Genomic DNA, 21840 nt, shown 5'->3' with positions numbered 1-21840 from the left:
ACACTCCCCTGTAAAAAAATAAAATAAGTGGTCTGACCTGATCATAGTCTTAACCAATTTTTTACATTTAGCCAAGCGGAGAGAAAAGAAAGTGGGAGCTAAGACACAGTGAATAATCACTGACAGTTACGAAAAAGCCCTTGCTATCTGATAGCAAGGGCTTTTACAGAGGGGGATTAACGCAGGCCCAGCTGGAAGATCAACGTTTCAGCTTCACAGGCAAAAACAAAGTCGATATCCAGACGCACACCTTCTGACTCTTCAGTAAAGGTCGAGGTGATTTGGCAAGGCTCAGATTCCACGCCACGCGCCTTTTCGGTCAGAGCGGCCAGCGTTTCTTCTGCCTCTGCGCGGTTCGCGAACACACGGCTGTAGGACGCGGTGCAATCGGAGTTGTCCATGATGGTGCCAACATCCATACAGCAGCAAACCGGGGTTTCATCAGCACTGCATTTACTCATTGTAGATTTCCTCTGTATTCGCACCTGAGGTGCCAGATAAACGATAGGGATATTTTACGCTCCCATTATTCGCCTCTCCAGTCGTTAATTGTATGAAATGCGATAAGTGACCGAAATCACACTTAAAAATGATCTAAAACAAAAATCGCCCAAACAGGTGAGTGCGCACCCCCGCAATTTTGCCAGCTGGATCGCGTTTCTCTGATCAAATTTGAAAATATTTATAAACATACTTGCAACATTCCAGCTGGTCCGACCTATACTCACGCCACTGGTCTGATTTCTAAGTCGTACCTCAGACCCTACACTTCGCGCTCCTGTTACGGCATGTAACATTGTTTGTATAAAAATAAATCTATGAGGTTATGGTCATGAGCCAGAAAACCCTGTTTACAAAGTCTGCTCTCGCAGTCGCAGTGGCAATTATCTCCACACAGGCCTGGTCTGCAGGCTTTCAGTTAAACGAATTTTCTTCCTCTGGCCTTGGCCGGGCATATTCGGGTGAAGGCGCAATTGCAGATGATGCAGGTAACGCCAGTCGTAACCCGGCATTGATTATGATGTTTGATCGCCCTACTTTCTCAGCAGGTGCGGTGTATATCGATCCAGACGTTAATATTTCCGGTAAATCGCCGTTCACCGGACGTAGCACCGACGCAGATAACATCGCCCCTACGGCGTGGGTTCCCAACGCTCACTTCGTGATGCCTATCAACGAACAGTTTGGCTGGGGTGCTTCTGTCACCTCAAACTATGGTTTGGCGACCGAATTTAATGACAGTTATATCGTTGGTGAATATGGTGGGAAGACTGACCTTAAAACGGTCAACCTCAACCTGAGCGGTGCCTACCGTCTGAATGACAGCTGGAGCTTCGGTCTCGGTTTTAACGCCGTTTATGCTGATGCAAAAATTGAACGTTATTCTGGTGAGATGACCGCTGCATTACCGAAAGTCAGCCCTAAAATTGCTAGCATGGAAGGCGATGAATGGGGTTACGGCTGGAATGCGGGTATTTTGTATGAGCTGGATAAAAATAACCGCTGGGGCTTTACGTACCGTTCCGAAGTTAAAATTGACTTCGATGGCGATTATAAGAGCGGCCTGAGTAGCCTGGTCAATGGAGCTCCGGGTGCTGGCGTGACATTCCCATGGGGAACCAATAACAACACAGTTCCTGGTGCACTGACGCTTAACTTGCCAGAAATGTGGGAACTGTCGGGTTACAACCGCGTAGCTCCGCAGTGGGCTATTCACTACAGCATCGCTTATACCAGTTGGAGCCAGTTCCAGGAGTTAAAAGCGACCGGTACTAACGGACAAACCCTGTTCTATAAAGAAGAAGGTTTCCGGGATTCTTACCGTCTGGCGTTGGGTACAACCTACTATATGGATAAAAACTGGACGTTCCGTACCGGTATCGCCTATGACGATAGCCCGGTTCCAGCGGACAAACGCTCCATTTCCATACCAGATCAGGACCGCTTGTGGCTGAGCGCGGGTACCACTTATGCCTTTAACGAAGATGCGTCTATTGACGTTGGCGTATCTTACATGCACGGGCAGAACGTGACCGTCAAAGAAGGCCCGTATTATACTTTCGAGTCTGAAGGTAAAGCCTGGCTGTTTGGTACCAACTTCAACTACGCATTCTGATTTTCTTCAGACGTAAAAAAGGTGAGCTTTTTAGCTCACCTTTTTATTTGCCCAATTCCTTACTCAGAATCGATCTCTTTTAAATCATCCTGAATATCTTTCGCGTTCGGGTTTTCTTCTGGTTTGAGTTTCCCGCCGTTCGCAATAAAGTCATGACGCTGGAAGTAAGCTTCACGCACCATGATGTAAGGATCGGAAGACTGACGCAGCAGACCATCAGAGTCGAGCAATTGCGCACGAGTTTCAATCCCTTCAACCGTCCATTTGCCTATCGACAACGGCCAGGTCAGCCAGGACAGTACCGGATACAGCGTATCGACCATATCGCCGCCGTCATCACGCAGCGTGAAACTACCGTAGAACGGAAGCTGCATATACGGCCCGTAACCAACATCATAGTGGCCTAACGTACTGCCAAAGCGGTGTGGTTCAACGCGCTGCAACTTCGGATTAGCCATACCTGCCACATCGATAAAGCCGCCCATACCTAACAGGGTATTCAGGAAGAAACGGGTAAAGTGCACCATCCCCTGATAAGGATCGCCTTGCAGGAAATAGTTGACCATGACGGCCGGCTCTTCAAGGTTCCCCGTAAAGTTGCTTAAACCATTACGCGCCGGCTGCGGAACATAGTCACGCCAGGCAACAGCTACGGGTCTAACAACGTATGGATCTAAAACATTAAAGTTGAAGTTGTACATGGTGCGGTTGAACCCTTCAAATGGGTCCGAACGCCCCTGCTGTTCAGTACCGGAGCTCGCACACCCCACCAAAAGTGTGGTTCCCAGCGCAAGCGCCGACAGGCGAAGCTTCATAAGTGTCTCCCTGTGTTTTATGGCTATCGCTGATTGCCATCCATGACGGAACGATGACGTATCCGCCTGTTTAGATGTGAGCGATTGTAACAGCACGTCAAATGATGTCTATATACCCTGTCTTACTGATTTGATCATAGCCTGGTAATGCGCACTCCGCGGCGGTTCTATTCTAACTAACCCGATAAAAACAAACGTTACTATTTTTGCTATCTCAGACTTTCTCCCGCTGATTTTCAGACAAAAGCCGCTACGCTTTAGCAATACGTGCTTATTCAGGATTCGGCCATGAATGACATCAAGAAAGATAAGATTGATCGACACAGCGACGAACTCGAGGTGGAAAGCGATGAAAAGCTAACAGGAAAAAAGATAGAGCTTGATGAGGACAGACTCCCCTCCCGCGCCATGGCAATCCATGAACATATTCGCCAGGATGGGGAGAAAGAGATGGAGCGTGACGCGATGGCGCTACTGTGGTCAGCCATCGCAGCAGGACTGTCGATGGGCGCCTCGCTACTGGCAAAAGGGATTTTTCACGTACAGCTGGAAGGTGTGCCAGGGGGATTTTTACTCGAGAACCTCGGTTATACCTTCGGCTTTATTATTGTCATTATGGCCCGCCAGCAACTCTTTACCGAAAATACCGTCACCGCTGTACTGCCGGTGATGCAAAACCCTACCCTCGGCAATTTTGGCCTGTTGATGCGCCTGTGGAGCGTGGTTCTGCTGGGTAATATTATTGGCACCGGGGTTGCAGCATGGGCGTTTGAACATATGCCGATTTTTGATGAAGAGACCCGCGATGCTTTTGTCAAAATCGGCATGGATGTGATGAAAAACACTCCTGTGGAGATGTTTTCCAACGCCATCATTTCCGGCTGGTTAATTGCCACCATGGTGTGGATGTTTCCCGCCGCCGGAGCGGCAAAAATTGTGGTCATTATTCTGATGACCTGGCTGATTGCCCTCGGTGATACCACACATATCGTCGTCGGCTCGGTGGAAATTCTCTATTTGGTCTTTAATGGCACGCTGCACTGGAGTGATTTTTTCTGGCCCTTTGCGCTACCAACGCTCGCCGGGAATATCTGTGGCGGAACGTTTATTTTCGCACTGATGAGCCATGCGCAGATCCGCAATGATATGAGCAACAAACGCAAGGAAGAAGCCCGGTTGCAAGCAAAGCGTGATGAGCAAACACAGAAAAACCAGAAAAAACAGGCCTGAATGGTGACTGTTTGAGCAGTCGGGCGGCTTGAGACTTACCGTTGTGAGTAAAAAACGCTATACTCGTGCCGCTTCGTCCCCTTAGTTAAATGGATATAACGAGCCCCTCCTAAGGGCTAGTTGCAGGTTCGATTCCTGCAGGGGACACCATTTCTTCGTTACCCGCCATTTCCTCCCATTACCAAAACCCTTGATATCACAGTCACACAAACATTCTGACGTTACCGCACATTACTCAACATGAATTGACTACGCCAAACTTTTGCGGGCATATTGAAAAATGACCATGGATTTATGCCCACATGCTTACGGTAAAGCAAATAGACGCAGCAAAGCCTGCGGAAAAATCATATCGCCTGGCAGATGCAGGAGGTCTATTCCTGTTCGTTCCCCCTTCCGGGAAAAAGGTGTGGCGCATGCGGTACCGGTTAGATGGTAAAGAAAAGACTCTTGTTATCGGGCCATACCCTCAAATATCTCTTACAGAGGCCCGTTCAAAACAGTCAGAAGCAAAAATGAAGTTGCTGACCGGTGTTGATCCGGCAGAGCAAAAGCAAGCCATTAAGAAGAAAGAGAAAGAGGCTGTAGCCGATTCGTTCGGTGACATTTTCCATGAATGGCATGCCCATAAATCAAAAGTGTGGTCGAAAGGATATGCTGACGAGATGATGAGCATGTTCACGGATGACATACTCCCGATCATCGGCCATTTACGCATGGAAGAAGTCGAGCCAATGACTCTGCTGAAGGTCATCCGGCTGTTCGAGGATAGGGGAGCAATGGAACGCGCAGATAAAGCGAGACGCAGATGTGGTGAGGTATTCAGTTATGCGATAGTAACCGGCAGGGCTAAATACAATCCATCTCCAGACCTTGCTGGAGCCATGAAAGGATACCGTAAGAACAACTACCCTTTCCTTCCCATGCATCGCATACATGAATTCCAGCGGGCTCTGAACGCGTACGGCGGCTGGATAGTAATGAAGATAGCAACTCAGGTATTGCATTATACAGTTATGAGAACCGTCGAAATGAGATCGCTGGTATGGTCAGGAATAGATTATGAAAACAGGATTATCAGTATCGACCCGTCGGTAATGAAAGGCAGGAAGCTTCACATCGTCCCTATGTCAGATCAGGTCGTTGAGCTATTCAAAGTATTGCAGCACATAACTGGCCAGTATTCGCTTTGCTTTCCTGGAAGAAACGACAGGAAGAAGCCAATCAGCGAGAACGCTGTTCTTGAGGTGATTCGTAGCATTGGCTATGAAGGACAGACAAGCGGTCACGGATTCAGGCACCAGTTCAGTACCGTACTGAACGAGAAGCACTGGAACAGTGATGCCATAGAAATGCAACTGGCACACGTCAGCGGAGGAACCCGGTCCGTATACAACCACGCCGCCTATCTCGATACTCGCCGGGAGATGATGCAGTGGTGGGCTGACTGGCTTGATGAAAAGGTATCATAGGAAAGCAGCGCAAAGTCTTGCAAACCGATGCAAAGCTTTGTGTGTCCCGTTTTTGTCTCACCTACCAACATCACAGGTCGATCGATCCACTTTCAAATGCTAAACTTTCGGCCTCTAAGAATTCACTGATTTTTATAATGTTAAAGCTATTCGCCAGGTACACATCAATAGGCGTTATCAACACACTCATTCATTGGGTAGTGTTCGCCGTTTGCATTTACGCACTTCATACGGGGCAGGCTCTCGGTAACTTTGCAGGATTCGTTGTAGCTGTGTCGTTCAGTTTCTTTGCTAATGCAAAATTCACCTTCAAGGCATCAACAACAACTATGCGCTACATGCTGTATGTTGGCTTTATGGGAACACTGAGCGCAATTGTTGGCTGGGCTGCTGATAAATCAGGAATGGCACCCATCGTCACGCTAATCGCATTCTCTGCCATCAGTCTGATATGCGGATTTATCTATTCAAAATTCATTGTCTTTAGGGATGCGAAATGAAAATTTCTTTAGTCGTTCCGGTCTTTAATGAAGAGGCCACGATACCTATATTCTATAAAAAGGTACGCGAGTTTGAGGAATTAAAAGAGCACGACGTTGAGATAGTATTCATTAATGACGGAAGCAGCGACTCAACTGAAGCTATAATCAATGCTTTGGCTGTGTCCGATAAGTTGGTCGTTCCGCTATCATTCACGAGAAACTTCGGCAAGGAACCGGCTCTGTTTGCTGGTCTCGACAACGCTACCGGCGAAGCGATTATTCCAATCGATGTTGATCTGCAAGACCCTATCGAGGTCATCCCTAACCTCATCGCCAAGTGGAAAGCTGGCGCGGATATGGTACTGGCGAAAAGAACAGACCGCTCCACTGATGGAAGACTGAAACGCAAAACGGCAGAGTGGTTCTATAAGCTGCATAACAAAATTAGCAACCCCAAAATAGAAGAAAACGTTGGCGACTTTCGGCTCATGTCTCGCGAGGTTGTTGAAAACATCAAACTCATGCCTGAGCGCAACCTGTTCATGAAGGGCGTGCTGAGCTGGGTTGGTGGTCGCACTGACGTAGTTGAATATGCCCGTGCCGAACGTGTAGCCGGTGACACTAAATTTAATGGGTGGAAACTCTGGAATCTAGCACTTGAAGGCATTACGAGTTTTTCTACATTCCCTCTACGAGTATGGACTTATGTTGGCATTTTAGTTGCTGGTTGCGCATTCCTTTACGGTACATGGATGATTTTCAACACGATTGTATTCGGTAATGCTGTTCGCGGGTATCCATCACTTCTTGTTTCTATTCTGTTCCTTGGCGGTATTCAGTTGATTGGGATTGGTGTACTTGGTGAATATATAGGTAGAATTTATATAGAGACAAAAAAAAGGCCTCGGTATATTATTAAGGGTAAAAAATGAAGTTTTCACAAAAGGTATTTAATTACTCTGCTGTTATAGTTTTTTTTATATTTTTTATAACATTCATAAATTCCCCATTACAAGGTGAAGATTTCGGTTTATCTAAACACTTCACCAACCAAGGTATAATTGAAAGATTGGCATGGGCTTTTTCCAAATCAGCCAATCAGATAACGACATGGAATGCCAGGCTGGGGGAGCAGTTTGCAATATACGCCTTGAGCATGCCTGATGTATTTTTCATTTTCGTGGCTTCATTATCATTTTTAGGTCTTCCTTATATCATATTGAAGCTATTTAGTGATGATGTTGATTTTTATAAATTCTCAGTTGCTTTGTTATGCATGTTTTCTTTATGGCCCGGTATGGAGCTTTTTTTTTGGAGAACCGTTGTAGCTGGGTATACAATACCAATGATAATTACTCTTTTTGTTTGTAATTACTTCATGAATACAAACAGGCTGCTTAAACTAAGAGACAGTAAATATTTTTTTGTGGCTCCAGTTCTTGGTTTTTTAACTGGTTTATCGTTTGAAAATGTTCCAGTCGCCACTATATTTTTTATGATATCAGTACTTATTTTAATGCGTAAGTTATTTTCTAGACTATCTTTAATACCTTTATTTACGTTTTTTGGGTGGGCTACTCTTATGCTTGCTCCATCGACTCGATACAGGTCACACATGTATAATCAGTGGTATCACCACGGAGAAAGTTTTATTTATAGATTGCCAGAAAGGGCGCTTGATGTTATCAATGTGTTTTTTAGTACATCTTGGATGTTATTTTACTTTAGCATTGCAGCAGTTATTTATCTTATAAAAAACAGATTAATTAAACCAGAGCACTGGTTGATGATTATATCCTCCATACTAGTTTCTGGCTCGATGTTAGCATCGCCATATACCGAAGCCAGATCTTTCATGTTCTCCTGGTGTGTAATGGTTTCTTTTATCGCATGTGCAATATGCAATATTAAAAATCATAAAGTTTCGGTATTTATTTGCATTGTTATAGCGATCATGTCACTGTCTGTTGGATATGAAACGTATAATGAAAATAAATTATATAATGAGCAAATATCAAAAAGATCTGAATACATCAACTCGTTGTTAAATACAAATGATTGCAAAACCGGGATTAAAATAAATTTAATTAAAAACAACTCAGACTACCGTTACGTGAATAACAGAGATGAGTGGTTTTACAGGAACACCACTCATCTAAAAGAGTATTACGGATGCGAATTTATAGGAGTTAAAGCCCCATAAGGGGCTATAAAACATACCATTTACCATCCCCTTTCCCCCATATTGTAGCCACTGATCCAGCAGGTACAACTACGGCTGATGAGATGTTTATATTACCTCCTGGCTCAAGAATTAGATTGTTAGTTTGATCTGCTATTAATTTTACAATTCTATCTCTTACATATGCCCCGCCATTCTTGATAAAAACATTATTAACATCTGCGGCACCACTTATCTGGATACTTTCCCCTGTGGATGGGATATTTAATGCAGCCCCACTTGACGATACCCTAGCATCGTTAAGTGGATCCCATCTCGTTACATTATTTCTAATTATGACTTTTCTTGATTTTGTGAATATATCATCATCTATCCCAACATTAGCACAACTAACGCCAGTAACAACAACATCATAACTATTCTCATCAATTTCTATGGCATATTTTTGCCCGCCACCACCTCCTTTTATAGTTCCACTAGATACGACTATCCCCTTACTTAACCCAGCAAATGGATATCCACCATTACCTTTGTGTATTAATATTTCAGCCTGCATATCTGCTGGTGATTTGTCTTTCAAATTAGAATATGAAGAGAAACCTGAAAGAGAAAAATCCTCACAAGCATTTATTTCAAAACCAAGCCATCCATTATTATGCGATATATCACCTATACTCACAGAATTTCTACAATCACCAAAATCAAAACCGTAACCTGAGTTTTTATATGAAATATTACTTGACGATGTTATATACTCACCATTGAATAACATTCCCTGATGTGAAGTTGTCGAACCATTTCTATAACTTTGATTGCCAGAAACTATTGAGTGAGATGTCTGGCATACAATACCGTTCTGACCATTATCATGAGATCTACATCTAGTAATCTTTACTTGATCCCCGGAAGGCGTTGTTGATGTTGTTATAAACTGTGTCGTTATGCCATTCCCACCATTATCAAATGATTCTACGCCAACAATTTCAACAGGAGATTCAGTAAATGATGAATTTGATAACACAAGACCATCACAAGCACATTTTGTTATCTTTGTATTTTTAATTAATTCACCACGCGCATTCCTAAGATAAATACCATATCCAACACGCGTTCCTGAAATATAACAATCTTTAATTGTATTTCCTCCATTTTCAGGAGTGTCTCTAATTGTTATGTTATGCCCACCGGCATTAATTGATTTTATATTCTTAAATCAAACAGAAATTAACCCTTGGCAAACAATATTTCCAACAGTATCATTTCCTGATGTTATCATTCCATCTATAGTTACATCTTTTAATCCACCTCCACTAATCATATTTATCAATATTTCTGATGTTCCTTCAATCCTTTCAATGAAAGAGAATCCACGCAACATGCAAGAAACATTGACAGATCTAACTCTATATACTTTATCAGTTTCAAAAAATACTGACCATCCTTTAGACGTTGCATAATCAATAGCATTCTGAAGTGTTGACTGGTCATCACTAGATATTGTTCGAAAATATTCTGCTGGTATTTCTGATTTTATTTTTTTGAGACTTGGTATGTATTTATAGCCATCATCTCCTTCTATTAGAATCTTGAACTGATCAGGGTCATACTTCAGCACATTGGGAAAATAGAACTGCTGATTGCCATACGCATCATAAACAGACATAGAATGACCTTGCACAGTTACGAACTTGGCAATCTGTCCGTTGTGAACCGGATACCCGCCAGCGTTAATGATAAGTGGCTGCGATACAGGAACATGGGTACCATCTTCATTTTCAAGGTAGGCCTGAATCTGATTCGCAGGATTTACCGGATCGGTATCAATCTGACCGATATAAATTTTACCATTTGCCACTGCCTTGAATGATCGCGGCATAGTGAACAACTGAGATGGCATGCTTACTACGACATTGGCTGTGATGTCTGACATTTACTATGCTCCGGGCGAAGCAAAGCCGCACAAGCTAAAACTTACGCAGCGTTGCGTTATAGTTGGGTTATGATTAATTAAAAATCAGGAGGATTTATGGAACGTGACTTGCTTAACTTCGCTTTGTTACTTTGCGGAATTGTCGTCGGTAAGCTGTTATTCGCTTAATGATTCAGACTTAGAACCCTGAGCAACAGAGTTAACAGCCCGCTCAACTTCAGCTAACGCTTTCTCAAACGCGGTAGAACCACGTGGCGTGTTAGCCAGACGAAGCATCGCATTCCGCGCCGGTTCACTCTCATACATTCTCGCCAGTAATCCATAACCACCACCGACCCCAACGAGCGCCGGGTTTGTTGCAGAACCGATACCTAAGATGAATGGGATTGTCTGCTGACCTGTTGGTGTTGTTACGCCTGCTTGCCCTGCCCGTTTTGTTGACTCAAGATAGTTCTTTAGTCCTTTCAGATAAGCAGCATCACGTCCTTTAAAAGCGATTCCAGTCTGGTTTGACATCATATTTACCTGGCGCAGGAACTGATCAGGAGAGCCGCCTGATTTCTCCATAGCCTTTCCGATGATGCCGTTACGCATTTGGGCTCGTCCAACCTGGCCGACTGACCGGTACAGATTTTGTACCTCTGATTTATTCTTGCTGAAAAGCATGTTGTTGACCACTTCAGGCGTTAAATCACCTTTCATGATCACATTCTTGAGGCGTGTATTCTGCAGTTTGCTGGCTTCATCTGCGTAGACTGCATTAGCTTGCTTATATCTTCGCAGAGTGTCATTCCCAAGGTTTTGTCCTATTGAATTATCAATATCACCCGTCATAGCTCTGTATACGCGCTGAATAGCAGCATCAGAGCGATTTGGCATAAAAACTCGTTCCCCTTTTACATCCTGTCTGAATTGACTGCGCAGATTGCTTAATTGTTTCAAATCAACATTACCCGTAGCCAATTCATCGCGATAATGTTACCAACGGTGCAAAACTGATCCACCCCAGCGGTTGAAAACTGATCCAGGGGCTAATCTGCTCCTCTGAATACAGGGGAGCTTATGATCACTTTTGAGATTCGTATGGAAATTAAAGTCCTGCACAAGCGGGGAATGAGCATCCGGGCCATTGCCAGGGAGCTGGGTATTTCGCGCAATACTGTCCGTCGCCACCTGAAAGCCAAATCTGAAAAGCCGCAGTATTCACCACGTCCGGCATCACCATCACTGCACGATGAATACCGTGATTACATCTCTAAGCGGATCGGCGATGCGCATCCCTACAAAATTCCGGCGACCGTTATTGCTCGGGAAATCATGGAGCTAGGCTATAGTGGAGGGCTTACTATCCTGCGGGAGTCCATCCGCTCGCAGATCGTCCCCGTACAGGCAGAACCGGTCGTTCGCTTCGAAACTGAGCCCGGGCGGCAAATGCAGGTTGACTGGGGAACTATGCGAAACGGCAAGTCGCCTCTGCATGTGTTCGTCGCTGTTCTGGGGTACAGCAGAATGCTTTACATCGAGTTCACTGACAACATGCGCTACGACACGCTGGAAGCCTGTCACCGCAATGCGTTCAGCTTCTTCGGCGGTGTACCGCAGGAAGTCCTGTACGACAATATGAAAACGGTGGTACTGCAGCGTGATGCATATCAGACCGGGCAGCACCGGTTCCATCCTTCCCTGTGGCAGTTCGGCAAAGAGATGGGCTTCTCTCCCCGCCTATGCCGCCCCTTCAGGGCGCAGACTAAAGGCAAGGTGGAGCGGATGGTGCAGTACACCCGAAACAGCTTCTACATCCCGTTAATGACGCGCCTGCGTCCGATGGAGATCACCGTCGATGTTGAAACCGCAAACCGTTACGGCCTGCGCTGGCTGTACGATGTGGCCAATCAACGTAAGCATGAAACTATCCAGACCCGCCCCTGTGATCGCTGGGTGGAGGAACAGCAATCCATGCTGGCACTGCCTCCGGAGAAAAAACAGTATGACGTGCAGGTTGATGAAAGCCTGATGACCTTCGACAGGCAGCCGTTGCATCATCCGCTCTCCATCTATGACACGTTCTGCAGAGGAGCCGCATGATGGTCGAACTACAACATCAACGGCTGATGGTGCTTGCCGAACAGCTGCAGCTGGACAGTCTTATCGGCGCTGCGCCGGCGCTGTCACAACAGGCGGTGGATCAGGAATGGAGCTACATGGACTTCCTGGAGCACCTGTTACATGAGGAGAAACTGGCCCGACATCAGCGTAAACAGGCGATGTACACACGGATGGCAGCCTTCCCGGCGGTGAAGACGTTCGAGGAGTACGACTTCACCTTCGCCACCGGCGCGCCCCAGAAGCAAATCCAGTCGCTGCGATCCCTGAGCTTCATCGAGCGTAACGAGAACATCGTGTTACTGGGTCCATCGGGCGTGGGAAAAACGCATCTGGCGATAGCCATGGGGTACGAAGCAGTACGGGCAGGCATCAAGGTTCGCTTCACAACAGCAGCGGACCTGCTGCTACAGCTATCCACTTCGCAGCGGCAGGGTCGTTACAAAGCGACACTCAATCGCGGTGTAATGGCCCCAAAGCTACTTATCATCGATGAAATAGGCTATCTGCCGTTCAGTCAGGAGGAAGCCAAGCTGTTCTTCCAGGTCATCGCCAAACGTTATGAAAAGAGCGCGATGATCCTGACCTCCAACCTGCCGTTCGGGCAGTGGGACCAGACGTTCGCAGGTGATGCGGCCCTGACATCGGCGATGCTGGATCGGATCTTACATCACTCACACGTAGTTCAGATAAAAGGAGAGAGCTATCGACTGAAGCAGAAACGAAAGGCCGGGGTTATAGCGGAAGCTAATCCTGAGTAAACAAGGTGGATCAATATTAAACCGTTGGTGGTGACGGTAAGTGGATCACTTTTTACCCGTTGTTGACAGCAATACGCAGACGTTCTTGGGGCCCCGCCTTCATTTCCCGGCATTCAGCAATAACATCAGCCCACTGGCCGGTAAGACGGGAACACTCTCTCGCCTCAGTAAAACTGTATTTTTCAGCCTGATAATCAATACGCTCGGTCACACTGAATTCCCTTCTGGCCACATCTAGGTATCGGTTGCTCACTTTACCAGCGACAGGCTGCAACCGGAAGTCTGCAGGTATTGTCAGTGGAATGAGAGAAGCTTCTGCGGAAACGCTTCATTATTTGGTAAATCAATCATTAAAAATATTTTATGACTAAAATCAATTCACATGAATTATGACTATTGAAATATAGCTATGATTAATTTTTAGCCAGCTCATCAGGGAAACTTCTCCCAAGCAGGCTGATTAATACCGGTAATAATAAAAATTACCGGTGATATTGTCCGAAATGATTCATCGCCTAGAAAAAAGGAATTTATTCATATGATCAGAATCAAGACCTGTATCTCTACCTTGACCCTATGTACCTTACTAACTACTCCCGCATGGGGAGACACGCAATCGCCGATACGGCTGGTGATCCATGGTGGTGCCGGTACTATTACAAAAGATACCATCACACCAGAACAAGAAAAGCAGTATACAGAAAAACTCACTGAAGCTCTGAATGCTGGCTATGCCGTTCTGAATAAAGGCGGTAGCAGCCTGGAAGCCGTTCAGAAAGCGATTAATGTTATGGAGGATTCCCCTCTCTTCAACGCAGGTAAAGGCGCCGTTTTTACCCACGATGGCCGCAATGAACTGGATGCGTCCATTATGGACGGGAAAAGCCGAAAAGCCGGTGCCGTTGCCGGTGTAACCACTGTTAAAAACCCAATTAATGCGGCGTATGCCGTTATGACGCAAAGTCCACATGTTCTCATGGTCTCGACAGGCGCGGATACCTTTGCAAAAGAACAGGGACTCGCAATCGTTGATCCGGCTTATTTCAAAACTGATTTTCGCTGGCAGCAATTACAGAATGCAATCAAAAAAGAAAAAGTGCTCCTGGATCACGACGGAAAGAGCGCAGCTCTGTTTGCTGATCCGATGATGTATGACTATAAATATGGCACTGTCGGTGCTGTTGCACTGGATAAAGAAGGTAATCTGGCTGCCGGAACGTCTACAGGCGGAATGACCAACAAACGTTACGGACGAGTAGGAGATTCACCTATCATTGGCGCAGGTAATTATGCCGACAATGAAACCGTGGCGGTATCCGCAACCGGTTCAGGAGAAATGTTTATCCGCACGCTTACCGCTTATAACATTGCAGCCCAAGTGAAATACCGCAATATCCCTTTAAAGGACGCAGCACAGAATGCCCTGGATGAAGTTAAGGCGCTGAATGGCAGCGGTGGGGTTATTGTGCTTGATAAAGCAGGTAATTACACCATGTCCTTCAACTCTGAAGGGATGTACCGGGGAACCATAGGTAATGACGGAAAACCTGTTGTAGCCATTTATCGTTAATGATGTTTCCCCGCCATAAAGGCGGGGATGCTCTGTGACTCACGTCAGTCCCTTTCTCTTTTCAACAACCTCCCCTCTAATACCTGCAGGAAGAAATTACCAGGATGACCGACGCTATAAGTTGCACTCCCTCCGGGCAACATAATAAATATTGATTGAACTCATATACTTGAGTGTATCCACACTGATAATCTCGCGAGATTCATTTGTTGGCAGAAAGGGTCACTGTGTTAGAAATCTTTTCTTAACCCACTGAAAAATATTTAAAAATATTTTTCTCACATAAAAACGATGGTTCGTTCAAAACGGATCCGAATTTATTTGGGTTAAAAAAGGTACGGTATGAAAGTCACATGGACTGTCACCCCTGTCGGGTACCAGCGCATAGCTAAGCGTTGTCCATCATGTAATGTAAAACGCGAATTCGCACCTTCCGGAGCATTCAGAGTCAATTCGCAAAAGAAAGTGCTCGATATCTGGAGCATTTATAAATGCATCCACTGCGAATACACATGGAACATCTCGCTGTTTTCACGGCTTCACGTCAGCAAAATCAATCGCGAGCTGTATCATCGATTTATCACTAACGATGCCAGTACAGTTCACTATTTTGCCAATGATAAAGCGACCCTGAACCGGAATAATGCTGAGCTTGCAGGTAAACCTGATTTTCGTATTCAGGAACAGTGGCAGGTCAGCATCAATAGCGGCCAGAACGTCACCGTCAGCATCAGACTTTCCCATTCTTTTCAGATTAATGTGCTATCGATATTGAAGCGACAGCTTTTACTCAGCACTGCGGAGATAAAGAAACTGATAGATGAAGGTCATATTCGCGGTGTTACGATGAAAGAACTTAAATCCCGAAAACTCATGACAAGACAATTGGATTTTAAGCTGTCAGTAGTCATATTATGTGCTCAGCGAAAAGTTGTTCTGAGCCAGCGTTAACAGTATGCAACTTACAATAAGGCGATGAGACTTAACCGACCCGGTATGTTGTCCGGGTCGGTTAAAGGGCGTCACGTCAGACAACAAAACGGTTAACCAGATCCTTCATGGTTGCCGACAGATTGTCCAGCCGCTGGCTGTCGCTCGCAGCCTGTGATACCAACGCCGCATTTTGCTGTGTAACCTGCTCCATCGGTCGCAATGCCAGGTTTATCTGGGTTACCCCTTGCGACTGCTCCGTCGCCACATGAGCGATATCCGCAATATATTGCTTCATACTGGTGGTATTATCCGCCGCGGCTTCCAGCGCGGTAGCAGATGCAGTAACCCGCTCAACACCCTCACTAATTTTGACCATATTCTGCGCGACCAACTCACGGATTTGGTTAGCCTCTTTGGCGCAACGCTGCGAAAGATTTCTCACTTCACTGGCTACGACAGCAAACCCCCTGCCCATCTCTCCAGCACGTGCAGCTTCCACTGCCGCATTCAGCGCCAGTAAGTTAGTCTGAAACGAAATATCATCAATCGAGGTCACAATATTCGAGATTTTCTCACTGGAAGCGCGAATATCCCCCATGCTCTGGTTCGCCGCACTGGCAACGTTACTGGCCTGTCGGACCTCTTTTTCCAGTCTGATTGTCAGATGCTCAGCTTCGCGGGCATTATCCGCCGTTTGCGTAATCGCAGTTGATAGCTGCTCCATGCTGGCCACAGCTTCTACTATTGATGCAGCCTGTTCATCTGTACGTTGAGCCAGATCCTGATTTCCCGCCGTAATACTGCTACTGGCATCGGACAAAACCACGGAGCCTTGCTTAATCTCCTGTACGATATGCTGAATACTTTCCAGCATCGTGTTATAGGCACGATTAAGTGAGGAAAGCTCATCTTTGCCCGGGGTCGCCAGACGTTGAGTCAGATCGCCATTCATACCCGCAATCTTGCGTAGCGTGTCACTAAACTGACGGTGCATATTGATTGCGATGGCCCCAGCGAACGTCAATGATGCCAGGAGCGCTAACAGGCTAACAGCCATATATATTTGCCAGTTTTTTCGTGCATCCTGCGCGAGTTTTTCTGCATTCGCCAAGAGACGATTCGCCGTCACATTTTCTATCTGCCGCATCACTTCAATACGCTGGGTTTGTACTTTAAACCAGACCGTAGGATCGACACCAAATCCACCGTTCTCGACATGGTTAAACGCGATCTCGCGAAATGAGAGGGCTTTTGACGCTTCTGCTGACTGTAAGCGGCTTTTCAACATGGCCGCCTGTTCCGGTGAACTCAGGCGTAACGATTCTGCCAACCAAACGTTCTGTTTACTGACGACATCACTGAGTTGATGTAACTGTCCGTCGGCGAAATGACCGGAGGAAAAGATATTTGATAACAGCGCCCGTTCAATACCCGCCTGTTCTTTCAAATTCAGCAGGTTGTAGTAGGCGGCGAATGCGTTTGCCATCTCACCAGAATCCGTCAACTGCCCCAATCTACCCACAAAATTCAGCACATCAGCAATGACGTTGGTATAAAACTTAACCACATCTGAAGCCGGAAGCCCCAACTGCGTGACGTTTTCGCGGATGGTAGCGAGCGAAAGAATATTTTTCTTAAACGCAGCGACAGAAGTGGCGACATCCCCTTCCGGTAAGGCAGTATCGGACAGTGACCGCACAAATATCTCGATCTCGCGATCGGTCAAAGTCCGCTGTGCGTTTAACTCATCTTTGAACGTCTTCCCTTCAGCCCCCAGAAACCCGACACTCATGCCGCGTTCTTTTTGCAATTCATGCACTACATTTCCGGCACTGCGTGCGAGCGCTGTCAGTTGGGCAATATTCTCCATCTGCCGTTCTGTCTCAATGCGCGTTAATATTCCTGAACCAGCAAACCAACATAACGCCAGTAATAATGGTTGTAGCGCAATTATTAACTTCATTTTCATCGGCATTCGATAAACCCACCACATGCCACTTCCCTCCATTATCCATATATTCATTATGGTTATCGGCGTAAAGAAGCGGCTCTTTAAATTTGAACAATGGGCAACTGTTTGTTTTTTAGATTAAATTTTTGCCAAGATAACTCTATTTAATTACTTCAATTAGAATAAAACTCTAAATAATTAACACATGCGAATCTATGCTCCATTTTGCTAACTTATTTGGCATATTATTTTTTATTAAAGAATCAGGTAATCATCAACTGATTCAGATAGAGAGAGAAGCACATGACAGTGACAGCAGCCCGAGATAACAGCCATGGCGCGGCCATCATTCTGGCGTCCCGCCGAACGTTAAGGTTATAATCCTTACAACGATTTTTTGGATTAGAAGCGACAATGACAAAACTTACCCTACAAGAACAGATGCTTAAAGCGGGTCTGGTCAGCAGCAAAAAAATGGCGAAAGTGCAGAGAACGGCGAAAAAATCGCGCGTTCAGGCTCGTGAAGCCAGAGAAGCGGTTGAAGAAAATAAAAAAGCACAGATCGAGCGTGATAAGCAGCTCAGCGAACAGCAGAAGCAGGCCGCATTGTCTAAAGAATACAAAGCGCAGATCAAGCAACTGATTGAAATGAACAAAATCACCATTTCCCGTGGCGATATTGGTTACAACTTTACCGACAATAACCTGATCAAAAAAGTTTATGTTGATAAAGTAACCCAGTCTCAGTTGATCAAGGGCCGTCTGGCCATTGCCCGCCTGACGGCTGAAAGCAGCAGCGAGAGCGAATACGCCATTATCCCGGCTATTGTCGCCGACAAGATTGCCCAGCGCGATGTAAGCTATATTGTTCTCAATTGCGAACTGAGCCAGGAAGCGAAGGACGAAGACGATCCGTATGCTGATTTTGTCATTCCTGACGATTTGATGTGGTAAGAAAAACACCCCGATAATCACCCAGAGTTCCGTCGCGTATTTCGGTGAACGCTAGCGCCGTCACCGAAATACCGTCAACCGCTCTTCTTCCCCCACGCCATCTGCTAAAACTTATAGTGTTCCTTGCTCAGTCCGTATTTTCTCATGCGCAAATACAGTTTCTTACGCGGAATTTGTAAATACTCCGCCACTTCATTAATACGTCCCTGATGAATATTAAGCGCTTCGGTAATGATCTGTCGCTCGTACTCGTCGACACGACGATCGAGCGGTGTCGGTTCGGGCAAATGTAGCTGTGGATTCGCGGTTTCAGCCAGTGGCAATAACCCAACGGCAAAAAGCTCGGCGGCATTGGCCAGCTCTCGAACATTGCTTAGCCACACGCGACGCCGCATTCCTTTTAGTAATTCCCCGTCAACCTCGGGCACCGGATGGTTCAGGCGCAGACAGGCTTTCTGCAGATAATGGCGAAACAGCGGCTCAATATCATCCGGGCGCTGAGACAACGGCTGACAAGCGATTTGCGTCATCGCAAAACAGTAATAAAGTTCAGCCACAATCTGGTTGGTTGCCGCCAGTTCCACCAACGAAGTGGCGCCAATGCCAATTAAGCGAAACGGACGCCGCTCCTGGCTTTGCAAATGCACCAGCTGGTGCTGCTGTTCGCGCGTCAGGCACTCAATATGGCTCAGGACCAGCGTTCCCCCTTGCGCCTGGGCAATAAGGTCATTGAGTTGCCCCGCATTCTCTAACGTCAATTCCCCGCGGATAAAAGGTCCTTCAGCGCTGCGCCCAAGCTGATGCAAATAACGGGCTCCGGTCATACGCCCCGTTCCCGGCTCGCCATAAAACCAGACGGCAATATCCGTTTCAGCCAGTTGCCGTAAGCGCTGGCGGTACTGATTAACCCAGCCACTGTAGCCGACCAGTTCAACCTGGAGCTTTTGCTGGCAATAGTGACGACGTGCAATCACAGATTTTCTCTGACGCAACGCATCCTCTACCAACACCAGCAGTTTGCCTGGATCAACCGGTTTTTGCAGAAAATCCCACGCACCTTTCTTCACCGCGTCCACCGCCATCGGGACATCGCCATGTCCGGTGATCAACAGGATCGGAAGCTGATTGTCATCCTGATGAAACAACGTCATCAGGTCGATTCCATTACAGCCAGGCATACACACGTCGCTCAGGACAATCCCTGGCCAGTCGGCCTGCAGCCAATTTCGGGCATCAAAAGGGTTACTGCATGCGAATACATGATATCCCTCCTGTTCAAGCAACAAGGTGTAAGCGTCAAGAACATCGGCATCATCATCAATAAGCAGAACAGAATATTCATCACTCAACATCGTTTACATCCGTCAGATTAAATTGCAGAACGACGCAGGCATTGCGCCCCGGGGTCGACGCCAGGCGCAGTTCGCCGTTCATTTGCATCATTAACGATACACAAATCGATAAGCCAATACCGAGGCCAACATCCTTACTGGTGGTAAACGGTTTTAACAGTGATGGTAATAATGCTCCAGGCCAACCGGGGCCGTTATCGCTGATAAATACGCACAACCGGCTGCCTTCGGTTTGCCAGTGAGCCTCTATTTTCGCCGCAACCGGACAGGCATCCAGCGCATTTGCCAGGACGTTTACCAGCACCTGCTGGATACGCACTTCATCACCAGCCACCCACACGCCCCGGTCTGGGAGCGTCAGCGTACCCTGCTGTGGCTTGTGTCGCATGGCCAACAGTTCCCAGGCAGCGTTGAACATTTGTCGGAGATCGACCGGATGCAGAGGCGTGCCAGGTTCGGCCCGGCGAGCAAACTGACGCAGTGAACGGATAATGGCATCGATGCGAGTAATCAGCCCTTCCGCTTTGGTTAATGTGCTTCTGGCCTGAGCGGGTTGCCCCTGTTCGATTGCCCTCCCTGCCGTAAACAGGTACATCGACAGCGCATTCAGCGGTTGATTAATCTCGTGCGCCAGCGTGGTCATAGTCTGGCCGACCACCGCCAGTTTTGCCGTCTGGATCAGCTCATCTTGCGTTGCACGAAGATCGGATTCAATCTCCTTGCGCTCGGTCACTTCCTGCTCCAGCTGATTTTTTTGCGCGCTCAACTGGCCCAGGGTATGACGCAGTAAGCCTGCGATACGCCCCAGTTCATCGCGTCCATATACCGGGATAGAGGCATCCGTTCTGCCAAGACCAATTTGCACCACGGCCTGGTTGAGCGCAGTAAAACGCTTCACCAGACGCGAGCGAATGAAGTAGTGGTTAAGCCCCCAGGCGAGAAGTAGCGCCAGCAGCGTCGCCAGCAGGATAAGTCCACCGCTGACGCGAACAATTTGTTCCAGCCGCTGGTTAAACGTCTGCATTTGCTGATGGCTACTCCCCAGTTGCGCTTCCAGTAGTGTTCGAAAGCGCCCAAGCGTAGCCTCTCTGGCATGGCTGGCATCAACCAGAGCTTTTTGCGCTGCGACATAATCGCGCATCGTATCGGGCATTTTATTTTTCATCATCCCGATTTCCAGCAGCTCATCGATAGTTTGTCGCAGTGTGATAGTGCTGGGCCAGTCATCGAGGGTGCGGATATTTTCATCCGCCGTTTTCTTCAGATTTTCCAGGTAGCGGATGTGATTCTCCACCAGCATGCCATCGTCGCTACCCGATTTCAGTTCATTGAGCCTGTCGCGTAAATCATCAACGATCTGGTTTTCAATTCTTGCCAGGGTGTAGACCTGCTGCTGCTCGTTTTGCACCTCTCGGGCACGTTTGAGATACAGCGCCGCATCACCATTTTTGGCCTCGATTTGATCCAGCAACGTCCCCTGCTGCCAGGTAAAATCCTGCACCAGTGAATTCAGCTCAGTAGTAAAATCATCATGTAGCCAATCAATGCGCGCGGAAAGCTCGCTCACTTTTTCGCGTACAAGGAACATGTTGTAGAGCACCCGGTCCAGTTCCGCCATCAGCGCCCGGCTATCCTGCAAAATCACCGCCAGCTGCTGCTGTTCTGCTGGTTGCAACCCCCTGCTCAGCACTTCGATTTTATCCAGATGCGAGATTATCTGATTGCGCAGTTGCAGCCTAACCGTCGTATTGGGAGCCAGCAGGAATTCATTTAGCTGGTCCACAACCAGGTTAAGATTTCCTTCAATCAAGAAAGCGGAATGCACGCGCGGGAAGTAATCATCAAGCGAATAGCGTATCTGCGAGCTCTGCTCATGCCAGGAGTACAAACTGACGCAGCTTACGCTCAACGTCAGTAATGCGCCCGTTAGAAAGGCTCCCCGCAGGCTGCTGCTGATGCTGAGTTGGCGAAGGCGTTGCAGTATCGATC

General features: G+C 46.9%; 17 protein-coding genes, 1 tRNA gene and 3 pseudogenes. 12 read left to right on the top strand and 9 right to left on the bottom strand.

Translation table 11 applies throughout. The features are described from left to right. Positions 1-176: 176 nt before the first annotated feature. A complete protein-coding gene (locus GHC22_RS07195) occupies positions 177-461 on the bottom strand; it encodes a YfcZ/YiiS family protein (RefSeq protein ID WP_003834838.1) in 285 nt (94 codons plus the stop codon). 371 nt (positions 462-832) lie between these two features. Between GHC22_RS07195 and fadL the strand changes: the two genes are divergently transcribed. Next, positions 833-2116: a long-chain fatty acid transporter FadL gene (gene fadL / locus GHC22_RS07190; RefSeq protein ID WP_153752566.1), complete on the top strand. Its 1284-nt coding sequence runs from the start codon at positions 833-835 to the stop codon at positions 2114-2116. 59 nt (positions 2117-2175) lie between these two features. Here fadL and mlaA read toward each other — a convergent pair whose 3' ends face one another. After that, positions 2176-2931, bottom strand: a complete 756-nt coding sequence (mlaA, locus tag GHC22_RS07185) for a phospholipid-binding lipoprotein MlaA (RefSeq protein WP_003028190.1) — start codon at positions 2929-2931, stop codon at positions 2176-2178. 288 nt (positions 2932-3219) lie between these two features. Here mlaA and GHC22_RS07180 point away from each other — a divergent pair, with 288 nt between their 5' ends. The 6 genes from GHC22_RS07180 (at position 3220) to GHC22_RS07155 (ending at position 8318) form a co-directional block, all read left to right on the top strand. Further along, on the top strand, positions 3220-4161 hold the full coding sequence (locus GHC22_RS07180; RefSeq protein WP_046670109.1) for a formate/nitrite transporter family protein: 942 nt from the start codon (positions 3220-3222) through the stop codon (positions 4159-4161). Between the two features lie 75 nt (positions 4162-4236). Then, positions 4237-4311, top strand: a tRNA-Arg gene (locus tag GHC22_RS07175). Between the two features lie 152 nt (positions 4312-4463). Further along, positions 4464-5633, top strand: a complete 1170-nt coding sequence (locus GHC22_RS07170) for a tyrosine-type recombinase/integrase (RefSeq protein ID WP_153752564.1) — start codon at positions 4464-4466, stop codon at positions 5631-5633. A 137-nt stretch (positions 5634-5770) separates the two neighbouring features. Beyond that, complete coding sequence (locus tag GHC22_RS07165; protein WP_153752561.1) at positions 5771-6133, top strand: GtrA family protein; 363 nt, start codon at positions 5771-5773, stop codon at positions 6131-6133. Then, entirely contained in the window at positions 6130-7047 is a 918-nt protein-coding gene (locus tag GHC22_RS07160) for a glycosyltransferase family 2 protein (protein ID WP_153752559.1), read from the top strand. Before GHC22_RS07165 ends, GHC22_RS07160 begins: the two co-directional genes overlap by 4 nt. Beyond that, positions 7044-8318, top strand: a complete 1275-nt coding sequence (locus GHC22_RS07155; RefSeq protein ID WP_153752557.1) for a DUF6056 family protein — start codon at positions 7044-7046, stop codon at positions 8316-8318. Before GHC22_RS07160 ends, GHC22_RS07155 begins: the two co-directional genes overlap by 4 nt. A gap of 4 nt (positions 8319-8322) precedes the next feature. Here the strand turns inward: GHC22_RS07155 and GHC22_RS07150 are convergent, their stop codons facing one another. The 3 genes and pseudogenes from GHC22_RS07150 to GHC22_RS07140 form a co-directional block, all read right to left on the bottom strand. Further along, positions 8323-9432: a right-handed parallel beta-helix repeat-containing protein gene (locus tag GHC22_RS07150; protein ID WP_370458818.1), complete on the bottom strand. Its 1110-nt coding sequence runs from the start codon at positions 9430-9432 to the stop codon at positions 8323-8325. Positions 9433-9846: 414 nt separating this feature from the next. Further along, positions 9847-10227 (bottom strand): annotated as a pseudogene (locus GHC22_RS07145) (phage head-binding domain-containing protein); the annotation flags it as partial. 156 nt (positions 10228-10383) lie between these two features. Next, positions 10384-11202 (bottom strand): annotated as a pseudogene (locus GHC22_RS07140) (lytic transglycosylase domain-containing protein); the annotation flags it as partial. Positions 11203-11289: 87 nt separating this feature from the next. Here GHC22_RS07140 and istA point away from each other — a divergent pair. Next, complete coding sequence (gene istA / locus GHC22_RS07135) at positions 11290-12312, top strand: IS21 family transposase (RefSeq protein ID WP_153752554.1); 1023 nt, start codon at positions 11290-11292, stop codon at positions 12310-12312. Next, positions 12309-13091, top strand: a complete 783-nt coding sequence (gene istB, locus GHC22_RS07130) for an IS21-like element ISSen3 family helper ATPase IstB (RefSeq protein WP_153752552.1) — start codon at positions 12309-12311, stop codon at positions 13089-13091. The genes istA and istB overlap by 4 nt, the downstream gene beginning before the upstream one ends. Positions 13092-13149: 58 nt before the next feature. Here istB and GHC22_RS07125 read toward each other — a convergent pair. After that, positions 13150-13302 (bottom strand): annotated as a pseudogene (locus tag GHC22_RS07125) (DNA-binding protein); the annotation flags it as partial. Positions 13303-13629: 327 nt separating this feature from the next. On the opposite strand from GHC22_RS07125, the gene GHC22_RS07120 reads away from it, so the two are divergent. Further along, on the top strand, positions 13630-14661 hold the full coding sequence (locus GHC22_RS07120; RefSeq protein WP_153752550.1) for an isoaspartyl peptidase/L-asparaginase family protein: 1032 nt from the start codon (positions 13630-13632) through the stop codon (positions 14659-14661). 342 nt (positions 14662-15003) lie between these two features. Continuing rightward, positions 15004-15612 (top strand): DUF1062 domain-containing protein, encoded by a 609-nt coding sequence (locus GHC22_RS07115; protein ID WP_100272067.1) that lies wholly within the window; start codon positions 15004-15006, stop codon positions 15610-15612. A gap of 76 nt (positions 15613-15688) precedes the next feature. On the opposite strand, the gene GHC22_RS07110 is transcribed toward GHC22_RS07115, so the two are convergent. Continuing rightward, positions 15689-17587: a methyl-accepting chemotaxis protein gene (locus tag GHC22_RS07110; protein WP_153752549.1), complete on the bottom strand. Its 1899-nt coding sequence runs from the start codon at positions 17585-17587 to the stop codon at positions 15689-15691. A 372-nt stretch (positions 17588-17959) separates the two neighbouring features. Here GHC22_RS07110 and GHC22_RS07105 point away from each other — a divergent pair, with 372 nt between their 5' ends. Further along, positions 17960-18499: a DUF2058 domain-containing protein gene (locus GHC22_RS07105; protein WP_153752547.1), complete on the top strand. Its 540-nt coding sequence runs from the start codon at positions 17960-17962 to the stop codon at positions 18497-18499. A gap of 104 nt (positions 18500-18603) precedes the next feature. On the opposite strand, the gene pgtA is transcribed toward GHC22_RS07105, so the two are convergent. Continuing rightward, positions 18604-19851 carry a two-component system response regulator PgtA gene (gene pgtA / locus GHC22_RS07100; RefSeq protein WP_153752545.1) on the bottom strand — a complete coding sequence of 416 codons (1248 nt, stop codon included), beginning with the start codon at positions 19849-19851 and terminating at the stop codon, positions 18604-18606. Next, complete coding sequence (gene pgtB / locus GHC22_RS07095; protein ID WP_194841968.1) at positions 19841-21835, bottom strand: two-component system sensor histidine kinase PgtB; 1995 nt, start codon at positions 21833-21835, stop codon at positions 19841-19843. The genes pgtA and pgtB overlap by 11 nt, the downstream gene beginning before the upstream one ends. Positions 21836-21840 lie beyond the last annotated feature (5 nt).

This window comes from Citrobacter sp. H12-3-2 (genome assembly GCF_009649895.1).
GTDB lineage: Bacteria > Pseudomonadota > Gammaproteobacteria > Enterobacterales > Enterobacteriaceae > Citrobacter > Citrobacter portucalensis.
The sequence above is the reverse complement of the archived record's forward strand: the minus strand, read 5'-3'. Positions and strand labels throughout refer to the sequence as shown.